Here is a 12,399-nt window from a genome sequence, read left to right as displayed (position 1 = left end):
CGATCAGGGTGCGGAAGGACGCGCCAGTGCGCGCGGCGGCGGCAACTGGCTCACCACCAGGGCGGCCACGATCAGCGCCGCGCCCGCCAGGCCGGCCGCGCCCAGGCGCTCGCCGATCAGCACCCAGGCCGTGGCGGCGGCAAACACCGGCTCCAGCCCGAAGACGATGGCGCTGCGCATGGCATCCACGCGCTGCTGGCCCCAGGCCTGCAGCGTCACCACCAGCACGCTGGCCACCACGCCCAGGTAGGCCAGCGCCGTCAGCGCGTGCGCCGGCAGGTCCGCCAGGGCCTGCAGCGACGTGGCGACCTCGCCATGGCGCGCGAGCAGCAGCACGCTGGCCGCGGCGAACATCACCAACGCCTGCACCGCCGCCATGCGTGTGGCGCGCAGCGGCTGGGCCGCGGTGCGGCGCGCGCATTCCTCCAGCGTGAGGATGTAGATGGCATAGAACAGCGTGCTGGCGAGCGTCAGCGTGTCGCCCAGGTTCCAGGGCTCGTTCTCGTGGAACATCAGCACCATGCCGGCCAACGCCATGGCGCAGGCCGCCCACAGCGCGGCGCCATAGCGCCGGCCCAGCACGGCCATGGCCAACAGCGGCACCACCAGCACGTTCAGCCCGGTGACGAACGCATTGCGGTTGCTGCTGGTGCGCGCCAGCCCCTCGATTTGCAGCCAGAACGCGAGGAACAGCAGGGCGCCCAGCAGCAGACCCCAGCGCAGTTCCGTGCGCCGCAGACCGCGCCACAGCGGCGCCAGCACCAGCAGCGCAATCGCGAAGCGGGCCCAGATGATCTGCAGCGCATCCAGGTGCGCGGACATCATCTTCATCGCGGGGAAGGTGGTGCCCCAGACGGCGACCACCAGCAGGAGGGCCAGCAGGCCCTGGCGTTCGGAACGCATGGCTTCTTCAAGAATGAGAGCTGGTAGCGCTTTTCTCAAAAGGATTTCGATATGTTTTCATATCGAAACCCAAGTACATCAAGCGCAGGCAGCTATGGTTTTATAAGCGGCCGCACCCTGCCGCCCAGCGGGTCAGTGGCTCATGCGCCCGATGAAGGAGCGGATGCGGTCGTTGGCCGGGTTGGAGAAGAACTCGGCCGGCGGCGCATCGTGGGCAATGCAGCCCTGGTCGAAGAACATCACGCGGTCGGCCACCTCGCGCGCAAAGCCCATCTCGTGCGTGACCACGATCATCGTCATGCCGCCGCGCGCCAGCTCGCGCATCACGTCCAGCACCTCCTGCACCATCTCGGGATCGAGGGCACTGGTGGGCTCGTCGAACAGCATCACCTTCGGTGCCATGGCCAGCGCGCGCGCAATCGCCACGCGCTGCTGCTGGCCGCCCGACAACTGCCAGGGGTACTTGTGCGCATGGTCCTGCATGCCCACGCGCTTGAGCAGGGCCATGGCCTTATCGTTGGCCTCGCGGCGCGACGTGTGGCGGATGCGGCGCGGCGCCAGCGTCACGTTGTCCAGCACCGTCATGTGGCCGAACAGGTTGAACTGCTGGAACACCATGCCCACCTCGCTGCGCTGCAGCTGCAGCGTGCGCGGGTCGTCGGTGACCTCCACGCCGTCGATGGTGATGCTGCCGCTGTCGTGCGGCTCCAGGCGGTTGATGGCGCGCAGCAGCGTGGACTTGCCCGAGCCCGAGGCGCCGATGATCACGGTGACCTCGCCCGTGCGGAACACGGTGGACACGCCCTTGAGCACCTCGTGGCTGCCGAAGGCCTTGCGCACGTCCTTGCACACGATGTAGGGATTGGCGGAAGCGGCGTGGCTCATTTCACACGCCCTTCGACGTCAAAGCGGTACTCGATGGCATGCGTGACCTGCGTCACCAGCGTGGTCAGGATCAGGTAGGTGATGGCCACCGTGGTCAGCGTGGCCACGGGCTGGAAGGTGGCGGACTGGATGCGGTTGCCCACGTTGGTCAGCTCCACCACGCCGATGGCGTAGGCGAGCGACGAGTCCTTGAGCAGCGCCACGAAGTTGCTCACCAGCGGCGGCAGCGCGATCTTGAAGGCCTGGGGGAACACAACGTCGAAGAACACGTGCGTGCGCGACAGGCCGAGTGCGCGCGCGGCCTCGGTCTGCCCGCGCGGCACGGCCAGCAGGCCGGCGCGGATGGCCTCGGCGTTGTAGGCGCCCACGTTCAGGCCCAGCGCCACCACGGCGGCGGCGAAGTCGGGCAGGTTCAGGCCCGGCACCAGCACGGGCAGCGCGAAGTACACGAACAGGATCTGCACCAGCAGCGGCGTGCCGCGGATCGCCCAGATGTAGAAGCTGGCCACCCAGCGCAGCCAGGCCAGGCGCGAGGTGCGCGCCAGCGCCGCGGCGGTGCCCAGCAGCAGGCCCACGGTGCCGCTGACCAGCGTCAGGTACAGCGTGGTGAGCGCGCCTTCGGAGAAGAGCTCCGCGTTGGAGCCGATGGGCTCAGGAAAGAAGGAGAGGAACTGGCCGAGCAGGGCGAGGACCAGCGCCATCAACACCAAAGCCGCCACCAGCGTTGCATTGCTGCGCTGGGTGCGGCTCCAGTGTGCGGGCCAGAGAGCGAGAAGCATGGGCAAAGCGGGCCGGACCCGCAGGCCCGGCGCAGTCGGTTACTTGCAGGTGACGTCTTCTTGGAAGTACTTCTGGGAGATCTTGCCCACAGTGCCGTCGGCGATCGCTTCCTTCAGCGCCTTGTTCCAGGCGTCGGCCAGGCCCTGGTTGCCCTTGGAGACGGCGGAGGCCACCTGCTCCACGAACAGCATGTCGCCCGTGCGGAAGCCCGCCTTGGGCGCCTTGGCCAGCATTTCCTTGGCCACGAAGCGGTCGGTCACCCAGGCGTCCACGCGCTTGGAAGCCAGGGCGTTGCGCGCGGCTTCGTCGGTGGGGAAGTTCTTCACGTCCTTCACGCCGGGCACCTTCTTCACGGCGTCCAGGTAGGTCGTGCCGGTCTGCACGGCCACCACCTTGCCGTTCAGGTCAGCGGCCTTGGCCACCTCGGGCTTCATCGACACGATGATGCCGCCCGAGCAGTAGTGCGGCAGCGTGAAGGTCACGGCCTTGGAGCGCTCGTCGGTGATGGCGTGCGAGGCGATCACCAGGTCCCAGCGGTCCTGGGCCAGGCCGGTCAGCAGCGCGTCGAAGCCGACGGTCTTCCACTCGTACTTCAGGCCCATCTTCTTGACCACGGCCTCGGCCACTTCGATCTCGTAGCCCGTGAGCTGCTTGCCCTTGAAGAAGTTGAACGGCGCGTACTGCCCCTCGGAGCCGAGGATGATGGTGCCGCTCTTCTGGATTTCTTCCAGGGGACGCGCCTGCACGACAACGGCGGCGCACAGCGCCACAGCAGTGGCCAGGGTCTTGAACATCTTCATAGGGAGTTCCTGCTTGCTTCAGGTACAAAAAATCCGGCATTGCGGATCACAAGCCGGAAACCAACGCCTGCGCAAGAAGCCCGGGTAAGGGCGGCGTCACGAGGCGGTCACATTATAGAGAGCGGCCCCTGGTGCGCCGCATTGACGCAAACCCGGGGGCCAGGGTCATTGCGGGCGCATCAGCGTGGACTTGCCGAACAGGCTCTCCAGCAGGTCCACGGCCAGCTCGGCCGTCTGGTTGCGCACGTCCAGCGCGGGGTTCAGCTCCACCAGGTCCGCCGAGCCGAGCGCACCGCAGTCGGCCAGCATCTCCATGCACAGCTGGGTCTCGCGGTAGGTCGGGCCGCCGCGCACTCCGGTGCCCACGCCCGGGGCCACCGACGGGTCCAGGCAATCCATGTCGAAGCTCACGTGCACGTGCGTGTCCTGGTCCACGTCGGCCAGCGCGGCCTGCATCACCGCGCGCATGCCCAGCTCGTCGATGGTGCGCATGTCGTACACCTCGATGCCGTGCTCGTTGACGAAGCGCTTCTCGGTGGCGTCCACGCTGCGCACGCCGATCAGCGTGATCTGGCCGGACTGCAGCGCCGGTGGCGCATCGGGGCCGGCCAGGCGCGTGAGCTGCGCCGGGCCGTGGCCCAACAGGCACGCCACAGGCATGCCGTGCAGGTTGCCGCTGGGGGAGGACTCGGGGGTGTTGGCGTCCGCGTGCGCGTCGAACCACAGCACCTTCAGCCGCCGCCCGCGCGCGCGGCAGTGCTGCGCCACGGCGCTGATGGAGCCGATGGCCAGGCAGTGGTCGCCGCCCATGAGCAGCGGCAACTGGCCCGCCTGCAGCGCGGCGTGCGTGGCCTCGTACACCGCCCGGTTCCAGGCCGCGACCTCGGCCAGATGGCGAAAGCCGCTGGCGGGCTCGGCCTGCGGATTGCCGGGGCCGGCCAGGTTGCCCTGGTCGCGCACGTCGAAGCCGCGTGCCTGCATGGCCCGCGCGATGCCCGCGATGCGCAGCGCGTCGGGGCCCATGCTGGCGCCCAGCACGCTGGCGCCCACGTCGGTGGGGGCGCCGATCAGGGTCAGGGTCGTCATCGGGTCTCTCCTTGCCAGTGAATGCGGGTGAATCGGGTCAGCGCAGGAACGCGTCGTAGCCGGTCTTCAGGATCAGCATGCCCACCACCAGGATGAAGATGCCGCGCACGAAGCCCGCGCCGTGCTTCAGCGCCAGGTGGGCGCCGAGCAGGCTGCCCACCACGTTGGCCACGGCCAGCGGCAACGCGAAGTGCCACCAGACATGGCCCTTGGCCGTGAACAGTATCAGCGCGGCCACGTTGGTGGCCAGGTTCAGCAGCTTGGCGGACACCGACGCGTTCAGGAAATCGTAGCCCAGCACGCGCACGAAGAGAAACACGAAGAAACTGCCCGTGCCGGGGCCGAAGAAGCCGTCGTAGAAACCGATGGTCACGCCGATGGCGCAGGCCGCCAGGGTTTCACGCCCCGCAGCCAGGCGCGGCGCGTGGTGGCGCCCCAAGTCCTTGCGCGCCAGGGTGTAGATCAGCAGCGCCACCAGCACCAGCGGCAGCAGCTTGCGCAGGAAATCGGCGGAGATCAGCGTCACCACCCAGGCGCCGGCGAACGCGCCGACGAATCCCGCCAGCGCCGCCGGCAGCATGGCACGCCAGCGCATCTGCACGCGGCGGCTGTACTGCCAGGTGGCGATGCCCGTGCCCCAGATGGCGGCACTCTTGTTGGTGCCCATCAGCGTGGCCGGCGGCGCGGTGGGAAACGTGGCGAACAGGGCGGGCAGCAGGATCAGGCCGCCCCCGCCGACGATTGCGTCCACGAAGCCGGCCAGCAGCGAGGCCAGCGAGACGATGATCCATTCCATGGGCGCGATTGTCGCACCGCTACCGCTACGGAATCAGTAGCTGCTTGCGCCCACCCTGCGGGCGCTGGGGCCACTTTTGCTGAAAGTCTCGACAAATAAAAAGGCACCCGGGTTGCGGGTGCCTTGTGAAGGGGCATCTCGTTGCGGATGCCTGATTTGATGGTTGATGTTCTTGTGTTAGGGCTGTTGTCTCCTCGGTCCCCTCGGTTGGCGTGCCGAGGCGCGCTTCGAGTGCATAGACTGTAATAAAACGCACCCCTGTGGTGCATTGGTGGTTTCCCGCACCTGCTGCCACTGGTTCAAACTGGGGCACGCGCCTCGCTGCGAATCCATTGGGCGGCCATCTCGGCCATCATCAGCGTGGGTGCATTGGTATTGCCGCTGGTGATGGTGGGCATGGCGCCCGCGTCCACCACGCGCAGGCCGGCCACCACGCCGCCGCGGCCGTCGCGCACGCGCAGGCGCGCATCCAGCACGGCCTGCGGATCGTCCAGCCGGCCCATGCGCGTAGTGCCCACGGGGTGGAAGATGGTGGTGGCGATATCGCCCGCCAGCCGTGCGAGGTCTTCGTCGCTCTGGTACTGCGGGCCGGGCTTGTATTCCTCGGGCTGGTAGGGAGCCAGTGCGGGCTGGGCCACGATGCGGCGCGTGACGCGCAGGCTGTCGGCGGCCACCTGGCGGTCCTCGGGCGTGGACAGGTAGTTGGGAGCGATGGCCGGCGCGGTGCGGAAGTCTGGGCTCTTGATCTGGATGGTTCCGCGGCTGGTGGGGTTCAGGTTGCACACGCTGGCCGTGAAGGCCGGGAAGCGGTGCAGCGGCTCGCCGAAGGCCTCCAGCGACAGGGGTTGCACGTGGTACTCAAGGTTGGGGTGCGGCAGGTCCGGCTGGCTGCGTGTGAAGGCGCCCAGTTGCGACGGTGCCATGCTCATCGGGCCGCTGCGCTTGAAGGCGTATTCCAGTCCGATCCTGGCCTTGCCCAGCAGATTGCCCGCCAGCATGTTCAACGTGGGCACGCCCTGCACCTTGTACACGGCGCGGATCTGCAGGTGGTCCTGCAGGTTGGCGCCCACGCCGGGCAGGTCGGCCTGTATGTCGATACCGTGCCGCTGCAGCAGCGCGCCGGGGCCGATGCCCGAGAGCTGCAGAATCTGTGGCGAGTTCACCGCGCCGGCGCTCAGGATCACCTCCTGCTGCGCGTGGGCCGTGACCATCTCCTCGCCGGTCCACACCTGCACGCCGGTGCAGCGCAGGCTGCCGTCCGGCTGACGGTCCAGTACCAGGCGCGTCACCTGGGCCGAGGTCCACATCTCGAAATTGGGCCGCCCGTAGCAGGTGGGGCGCAGGAAGGCCTTGGCCGTGTTCCAGCGCCAGCCGTTCTTCTGGTTGACCTCGAAATAGCCCACGCCTTCGTTGGTGCCGCGGTTGAAGTCGTCGGTGGCGGGAATGCCGGCCTGCTGCGCGGCCTGGGCGAAGGCGTCGAGGATGTCCCAGCGCAGGCGTTGCTTTTCCACGCGCCACTCGCCCGAGCTGCCCGTGGACTTGCTGCCGTGCAGGCGCTTGAAGTTCTCGTTCACGCCCTCGGGCTGGTCCAGGCGCCAGTGGTCCTCGTGGCGGCGAAAGGCCGGCAGCACGTTGTCCCAGCGCCAGGCGTCGTCGCCCGTGATCTGGGCCCACTGGTCGTAGTCGCGCGCCTGGCCGCGCATGTAGATCATGCCGTTGATGCTGCTGCAGCCGCCCAGCACCTTGCCGCGCGGGTAGCGCAGGCTGCGGCCGTTCAGGCCGGTGTCGGCCTCGGTGTGATAGAGCCAGTCGGTGCGCGGGTTGCCGATGCAATACAGGTAGCCCACGGGAATGTGGATCCAGTGGTAGTCGTCCCTGCGGCCGGCCTCCACGAGCAGCACACGGTTCTTGGGGTCTGCGCTGAGCCGGTTGGCCAGCAGGGCGCCGGCGGTGCCGCCGCCGATGATGATGTAGTCGAAAGTGGTGTCGCTCATGGATGCCGATCGCACGTCAGGGAAGGAGCGCAACGCGCCAGCGCCGGGGCTGCCGCAGTGCAGCAATCGATTGTGCGATTCGGCGCTCGGGTGTCGAGAGGGAAACCCCGCTGCGCTACGCTTTTTGATAGTGGCAGCGCGCGCTGCGGGTGCGTCACGGCCGGTTTTTGATGTTTTTTCAAGCGCCGGCGGGCCTCGCTTTTGCCACGCGCCAATCTGTGGAATGATGCGCCGCGTCAGCCCCGTGCGCGGCGCGGCCGCCGGAATATGCAAAACTGCGGGCGCCGCCAGTGGCGCCGGCGCCAGCCGGTTGCCCGGCCTCTTTCCCGACCACCATGCCCGTCACCCACCCTCCATCGGTCGTGCAGGACCACGCTGCCAGGCCCCTTGCCCAGCCGCAAGGCGAGTGGGTGGCCGCGGCCTTTGCCGACCGCCGGGCCTGGCGGCGGGTGGCGGCGCAGCTCAAGGACTGCGGTCCCGGCGTTGCCTGGAGCCTGCAAGGCGTGCAGCGCCTGGACCACGTGGGCGCGCAGATCCTGTGGAACCACTGGGGCCGCGCCTGGCCCGAGCAGCTGGAACTGACCGATAACCAGCGTGAGATGCTGGAGCGCGTGGCGCAGTACACCACCCCCTGCGAGCCCCCCGCGCCCTGGCGCCTGGGCGACCAGGTGGACCGCCTGGGTGTGCTGGTGCTGCACGCGCTGGACCATGTGCGCCATCTGGTGATACTGGTGGGCCAGCTGGTGCTGGACGTGCTGCGCCTGCTGCGCAACCCGCGGCGCGGGCCGTGGCGCGACATCTCGGGCCACCTGTACCGCATGGGCGCCACGGCGCTGCCCATTACGGCACTGGTGGGCTTCCTGATCGGCGTGGTGCTGGCCTATCTCATGTCGCTGCAGTTGCGGCAGTTCGGCGCCGAAGCGTTTATCGTGAACATCCTGGGCATCTCGCTGATCCGCGAGTTGGGGCCCATGCTGGGCGCCATCCTCGTGGCGGGGCGATCGGGCTCGGCCATCACCGCGCAGATCGGCGTGATGCGCGTCACCGAGGAGCTGGACGCCATGCGCGTCATGGGCATACCGCACGGTTTTCGCCTGGTGATGCCGCGTGCGCTGGCGCTGGCGCTGGCCATGCCCCTGGTGGCCCTGTGGACCACGCTGGCGGCGCTGGCGGGCGGCATGCTGGCTGCGGACCTGACCATGGGCATCTCGTCGGCCTACTTCGCGCAGGCCCTGCCTGCCGCCGTGAATGTGTCCAACCTGTGGCTGGCGATGTCCAAGTCGGTGGTGTTCGGCGTGTTCATCGCGCTCATCGGCTGCCACTGGGGGCTGCGCGTCAAGCCCAACACCCAGAGCCTGGGCGAAGGCACCACGGCCTCGGTGGTGAGCGCCATCACCATGGTGATCATCGTGGACGCGCTGTTCGCCGTCGCTTTCAAGAACGTGGGTTTCTAGCCATGGATGCCACCCGCCCCGCCGCAGACGCCGACACCAGGGCCGTGGTTGATCCGCCGGTGGTGGACATCCGCGGCCTGGCCACGGTGTTTGGCCGGGGTGACGAAGCGTTCACGGTGCACGACGACCTGCAGCTCACCGTGCAGCGCGGCGAGATCCTCTCGCTCGTGGGGGGCTCGGGCACCGGCAAGACGGTGTTGCTGCGCCACATCCTGGGGCTCACGCGGCCCACGCGCGGCAGTGTGGAGGTGCTGGGCCGCTCGGCGGCTGAGCTGGTCGGCGGCGAGCGCGCCAGCAGCCGCGTGGGCATGCTGTTCCAGCACGGGGCGCTGTTCTCGGCCTTCAACGTGCTGGACAACATTGCTTTCGCGCTGCGCGAGCTGGGCACGCTGCCGCCCGCGCTGGTCAACGACGCGGCCATGGTCAAGCTGCGCCTGGCGGGGCTCAAGCCCGAGCACGCCACGCGCATGCCGGCGGACCTCTCGGGCGGCATGATCAAGCGCGTGGCCCTGGCGCGCGCGCTCATCATGGACCCCCCGCTGCTGCTGCTGGACGAACCCACGGCGGGGCTGGACCCGAGCAGTTCCGACGAGTTCTGCGCGCTGCTGCGCGAGCTGCATGCGGCGCTGGGCCTCACGGTGATCATGGTCACGCACGACCTGGATACCCTGTACGCCCTGTCCACGCGCGTGGCCGTGCTGGCCGACCGGCGCGTCATCGTCACCGGCACGCCGCAGGAGGTCGCGCGCTTCGACCATCCCTTCATTCACCACTTTTTTCTCGGAGAACGCGGCCGCCGTGCCATGGCCCAGCCGCCCGCCGCCTCTTCGTCCAAGGAAGCCTGATGGAAAACAAGTCCCATGCCCTGGCCGCAGGCATTTTCGTGATCGCCGTGGCGGCGCTGCTGGCCGGCCTCGGCATGTGGCTCACGCGCGACCAGACCGATTACCAGCTCTACGAGCTGTCCAGCAAGGACAGCGTGAGCGGCCTGCAGCCCCAGGCAGCCGTGCGCTACAAGGGCGTGGCCGTAGGCAAGGTCACGCACATCGGTTTTGACCCGCAGGTCTCGGGCAACGTGCTGATCCGTATCGCCGTGAATGCGGACGCGCCCATCAGCCCCACCACCTTCGCCACGCTGGGCTACCAGGGCGTGACGGGCCTGGCCCATGTGCAGCTGGACGACGCGGAGGCGCCGCTGCCCGCGCCGCCGCCGGGCGCCAGCGGCCTGCCGCGCCTGCCGCTGCACAGCTCCTCGTTCAGCCAACTGGCCGAGCAGGGCCCGGCCATCCTGGGCCAGGTGCAGGAGGCCACGCAGCGCATCAACACCCTGCTGGGCGACGAGAACCAGCAGCGCTTTTCCACGGCACTGAAGCAGTTGGGCGACGCGGCGGGCAGCATCGACCAGCTCGCGCGCCGCCTGGACAACACCGTGACCACCCGGCTGGACCCTGCGCTGGCGGGCGTGCCGCCGCTGGTGCAGGACACGCAGCAGACCCTGCAGGCGCTGCGCCAGGCGGGCAGCAGCGCGGCCACGGCCGCCAACGACGTCAGCCAGGCCATCCGCACGCTGCAGGCCGAGGGCGGCGCGCTCGACGAGATCGCCGCGGGCGCCAAGTCGCTGGCCGGCGCGGCCGACCGCTTCGGCCGCGTCACGCTGCCGCGCATCAACCATGCGGCCGACGAAACCGCGCGCGCCGCACGCCGCCTGGGCCGCACGGCCTCGGGCATCAACGACAACCCGCAGTCGCTCATCTATGGACCAGGCCGCTCGGCCGCGGGGCCCGGCGAGCCCGGTTTCACCGCTCCCGCAGCGCAGCCCTGACGCATTGCAAGGACCCTATGATGACTATTAAAAAGATAGCTGTTGGCGCTCGCCAGATAAGCGCTAAAGCCATTTTTGGCTTCACATTTATGGCGCTGATGGCGGGCTGCTCCATCCTCCCCGAGCCGCCGGTGCGCGCCGATGTGTACGACTTCGGCCCCGGCCCCTTGCAGGCGCCGGGCCCCGCGGCCAGCGCGCCGCTGCCCCCGATCGCGCTGGCCGAGGTGACCGCCACGGGCCTGCCCGAGGGCAGCACCGCGCTGCTGTACCGGCTGGCCTATACCAACGCCCAGCAACTGCGCCCCTACACCCAGGCGCGCTGGAGCCTGCCGCCCGCCGTGCTGCTGCACCAGGCGGTGCGCGAGCGCCTGGGCCAGCGCCGCGCGGTGCTCTCTGGCGACGACGGCATGGCCGTGTTGCTGGAGCGCGGCCGCATGCCCAGCGTGCTGCGCCTGGAGCTGGAGGAGTTCAGCCATGTGTTCGGCGCACCCCAGGCGAGCGCCGGCCTGGTGCGTGTGCGCGCCGTGCTGGCCGACGCGAGCACCGCGGGTGAAACGCTGGTCACGCAGCGGGTGTTCGTGGCGCGGCGCGATGCCGCCACGCCCGATGCCGCTGGCGGCGCCAAGGCCCTGGCCGATGCGGCGGCCCAGGTGGCCGAGGAGCTGGCCGCATGGGTGGAGCAGTCCGGTCGCTGAGCGCCTGCGCCCTTCCCACCCCCAGAGACATGCTGCGCATGTCTCTTTTTTTTGCCCACCGCGCACCGGCGACGGGGCGGAGGCCTACATGCCGCTGTCGCACTGGGCTGACGCGGCTTGCGTGCGCGCACCGACGCGCTGCCGCCGGGCACCTGCCTAGAGTCCATTCATCGCCTCGCAATGCCCGGCGCCGTACAGGGGCCAGGCAGGCGATCCCTCAACAACCGCTACAGGAGAGTGACGTATGAACGAAGACCGCATTGAAGGCAACTGGAAGCAGTTCAAGGGCAAAGTGAAGGAGCAATGGGGCAAGCTGACCGACGACGACCTGGACGTCATCGCCGGCAAGCGCGACCAGCTGCTGGGCAAGCTGCAGGAGCGCCACGGGCTGGCCCGGGACGCAGCCGAGGAACAGCTCAAGGGTTGGGAACAGCGCAACCCCGACTTCCGCTACGACTGACGCAACGCGCCGCAGGGGCACGACTCGCGCGCCCTGCGGGATCCAATTTCCATCACATTCATCTGGAGGACATTCCATGAAAAACGCACGCAATCTGCTGGCCCTGGCGGCCGCTGCCCTGATGGCCACTTCGGGCATGGCCATGACCAAGGAGGAATACAACGCCGGCAAGGACCGCATCGGCGCTGACTACAAGGCCGCCAAGGCGCAGTGCGACACCCTGCAGGGCAACGCCAAGGACGTCTGCATGAAGGAGGCCAAGGGCCGCGAGAAGGTGGCCAAGGCCGAGTTGGAAGCCCAGTACAAGCCCAGCGACAAGGCCACCTACAACGTGAACGAGGCCCGTGCCGACGCTGACTATGAGGTGGCCAAGGAAAAATGCGACGACCAGAAGGGCGACGCCAAGGACATTTGCGTGAAGGACGCCAAGGCCGCCCATGTGGCCGCCAAGGAAAATGCCAAGGTGCAGCGCGCGCAGGCCAAGCCCGCCGACTCCACCGCCGAGAAGCGCGCCGATGTCGCAGAGGCCAAGAAGGACGCCGCAGAGGCCCAGCGCGAAGCCAACTACAAGGCCGCCAAGGAGCGCTGCGACACCATGAGCGGTGACGCCAAGGACAAGTGCGTGGCCGATGCCAAGCGCACCCACGGCCAATAAACCGGCAAACATGTGCAGCCCCGCCTCTGGCGGGGCTTTTTTTGTCCCCCACCAGCGGCGCCGACATGA

At 68.7% G+C, this 12,399-nt stretch carries 13 protein-coding genes; 6 read left to right on the top strand and 7 right to left on the bottom strand.

Annotation, left to right across the window (positions count from 1 at the left end; translation table 11 throughout):
* Positions 1-3 precede the first annotated feature (3 nt).
* The 7 genes from BA022_RS14045 to BA022_RS14015 form a co-directional block, all read right to left on the bottom strand.
* Entirely contained in the window at positions 4-903 is a 900-nt protein-coding gene (locus BA022_RS14045) for a DMT family transporter (protein WP_088887852.1), read from the bottom strand.
* 132 nt (positions 904-1,035) lie between these two features.
* The gene (locus BA022_RS14040) at positions 1,036-1,788 is read right to left on the bottom strand and encodes an amino acid ABC transporter ATP-binding protein (RefSeq protein ID WP_011803710.1); all 753 of its coding nucleotides are present in this window, start codon (positions 1,786-1,788) and stop codon (positions 1,036-1,038) included.
* On the bottom strand, positions 1,785-2,567 hold the full coding sequence (locus tag BA022_RS14035) for an amino acid ABC transporter permease (RefSeq protein ID WP_011803711.1): 783 nt from the start codon (positions 2,565-2,567) through the stop codon (positions 1,785-1,787). The genes BA022_RS14040 and BA022_RS14035 overlap by 4 nt, the downstream gene beginning before the upstream one ends.
* A 39-nt stretch (positions 2,568-2,606) precedes the next feature.
* The gene (locus BA022_RS14030; RefSeq protein WP_012655337.1) at positions 2,607-3,368 is read right to left on the bottom strand and encodes an ABC transporter substrate-binding protein; all 762 of its coding nucleotides are present in this window, start codon (positions 3,366-3,368) and stop codon (positions 2,607-2,609) included.
* A gap of 165 nt (positions 3,369-3,533) precedes the next feature.
* The gene (gene rocF, locus BA022_RS14025) at positions 3,534-4,454 is read right to left on the bottom strand and encodes an arginase (RefSeq protein ID WP_088887851.1); all 921 of its coding nucleotides are present in this window, start codon (positions 4,452-4,454) and stop codon (positions 3,534-3,536) included.
* A gap of 37 nt (positions 4,455-4,491) precedes the next feature.
* Entirely contained in the window at positions 4,492-5,250 is a 759-nt protein-coding gene (locus BA022_RS14020; protein ID WP_012655339.1) for a sulfite exporter TauE/SafE family protein, read from the bottom strand.
* Positions 5,251-5,549: 299 nt separating this feature from the next.
* On the bottom strand, positions 5,550-7,244 hold the full coding sequence (locus BA022_RS14015) for a GMC family oxidoreductase (RefSeq protein ID WP_041835849.1): 1,695 nt from the start codon (positions 7,242-7,244) through the stop codon (positions 5,550-5,552).
* A 335-nt stretch (positions 7,245-7,579) separates the two neighbouring features.
* On the opposite strand from BA022_RS14015, the gene BA022_RS14010 reads away from it, so the two are divergent.
* The 6 genes from BA022_RS14010 (at position 7,580) to BA022_RS13985 (ending at position 12,330) form a co-directional block, all read left to right on the top strand.
* Positions 7,580-8,698, top strand: coding sequence for an MlaE family ABC transporter permease (locus BA022_RS14010; protein WP_088887850.1), 1,119 nt, complete (start codon positions 7,580-7,582; stop codon positions 8,696-8,698).
* A gap of 2 nt (positions 8,699-8,700) precedes the next feature.
* Complete coding sequence (locus BA022_RS14005; RefSeq protein WP_088887849.1) at positions 8,701-9,543, top strand: ABC transporter ATP-binding protein; 843 nt, start codon at positions 8,701-8,703, stop codon at positions 9,541-9,543.
* On the top strand, positions 9,543-10,520 hold the full coding sequence (locus BA022_RS14000) for an MlaD family protein (RefSeq protein WP_088887848.1): 978 nt from the start codon (positions 9,543-9,545) through the stop codon (positions 10,518-10,520). The genes BA022_RS14005 and BA022_RS14000 overlap by 1 nt, the downstream gene beginning before the upstream one ends.
* Positions 10,521-10,537: 17 nt before the next feature.
* Positions 10,538-11,215, top strand: coding sequence for an ABC-type transport auxiliary lipoprotein family protein (locus tag BA022_RS13995; protein ID WP_088887847.1), 678 nt, complete (start codon positions 10,538-10,540; stop codon positions 11,213-11,215).
* 244 nt (positions 11,216-11,459) lie between these two features.
* On the top strand, positions 11,460-11,675 hold the full coding sequence (locus BA022_RS13990; RefSeq protein WP_088887846.1) for a CsbD family protein: 216 nt from the start codon (positions 11,460-11,462) through the stop codon (positions 11,673-11,675).
* A 76-nt stretch (positions 11,676-11,751) separates the two neighbouring features.
* Positions 11,752-12,330 (top strand): hypothetical protein, encoded by a 579-nt coding sequence (locus tag BA022_RS13985; protein ID WP_012655346.1) that lies wholly within the window; start codon positions 11,752-11,754, stop codon positions 12,328-12,330.
* The last annotated feature ends 69 nt before the right edge of the window (positions 12,331-12,399 follow it).

It is taken from the genome of Diaphorobacter nitroreducens (assembly GCF_002214645.1).
Taxonomy (GTDB): Bacteria; Pseudomonadota; Gammaproteobacteria; order Burkholderiales; family Burkholderiaceae_C; genus Diaphorobacter; species Diaphorobacter nitroreducens.
Note: the sequence above shows the minus strand (reverse complement) of the source record. Positions and strands in the feature narration are given on the sequence as shown.

Coding starts and splice junctions, on each gene's coding strand:
- BA022_RS14045 (WP_088887852.1), bottom strand. CDS start 903: ATGCGTTCCGAACGCCAGGGCCTGCTGGCCCTCCTGCTGGTGGTCGCC.
- BA022_RS14030 (WP_012655337.1), bottom strand. CDS start 3,368: ATGAAGATGTTCAAGACCCTGGCCACTGCTGTGGCGCTGTGCGCCGCC.
- BA022_RS14015 (WP_041835849.1), bottom strand. CDS start 7,244: ATGAGCGACACCACTTTCGACTACATCATCATCGGCGGCGGCACCGCC.
- BA022_RS13995 (WP_088887847.1), top strand. CDS start 10,538: ATGATGACTATTAAAAAGATAGCTGTTGGCGCTCGCCAGATAAGCGCT.
- BA022_RS14040 (WP_011803710.1), bottom strand. CDS start 1,788: ATGAGCCACGCCGCTTCCGCCAATCCCTACATCGTGTGCAAGGACGTG.
- BA022_RS13985 (WP_012655346.1), top strand. CDS start 11,752: ATGAAAAACGCACGCAATCTGCTGGCCCTGGCGGCCGCTGCCCTGATG.
- BA022_RS14020 (WP_012655339.1), bottom strand. CDS start 5,250: ATGGAATGGATCATCGTCTCGCTGGCCTCGCTGCTGGCCGGCTTCGTG.
- BA022_RS14005 (WP_088887849.1), top strand. CDS start 8,701: ATGGATGCCACCCGCCCCGCCGCAGACGCCGACACCAGGGCCGTGGTT.
- BA022_RS14010 (WP_088887850.1), top strand. CDS start 7,580: ATGCCCGTCACCCACCCTCCATCGGTCGTGCAGGACCACGCTGCCAGG.
- BA022_RS14035 (WP_011803711.1), bottom strand. CDS start 2,567: ATGCTTCTCGCTCTCTGGCCCGCACACTGGAGCCGCACCCAGCGCAGC.
- rocF (WP_088887851.1), bottom strand. CDS start 4,454: ATGACGACCCTGACCCTGATCGGCGCCCCCACCGACGTGGGCGCCAGC.
- BA022_RS14000 (WP_088887848.1), top strand. CDS start 9,543: ATGGAAAACAAGTCCCATGCCCTGGCCGCAGGCATTTTCGTGATCGCC.
- BA022_RS13990 (WP_088887846.1), top strand. CDS start 11,460: ATGAACGAAGACCGCATTGAAGGCAACTGGAAGCAGTTCAAGGGCAAA.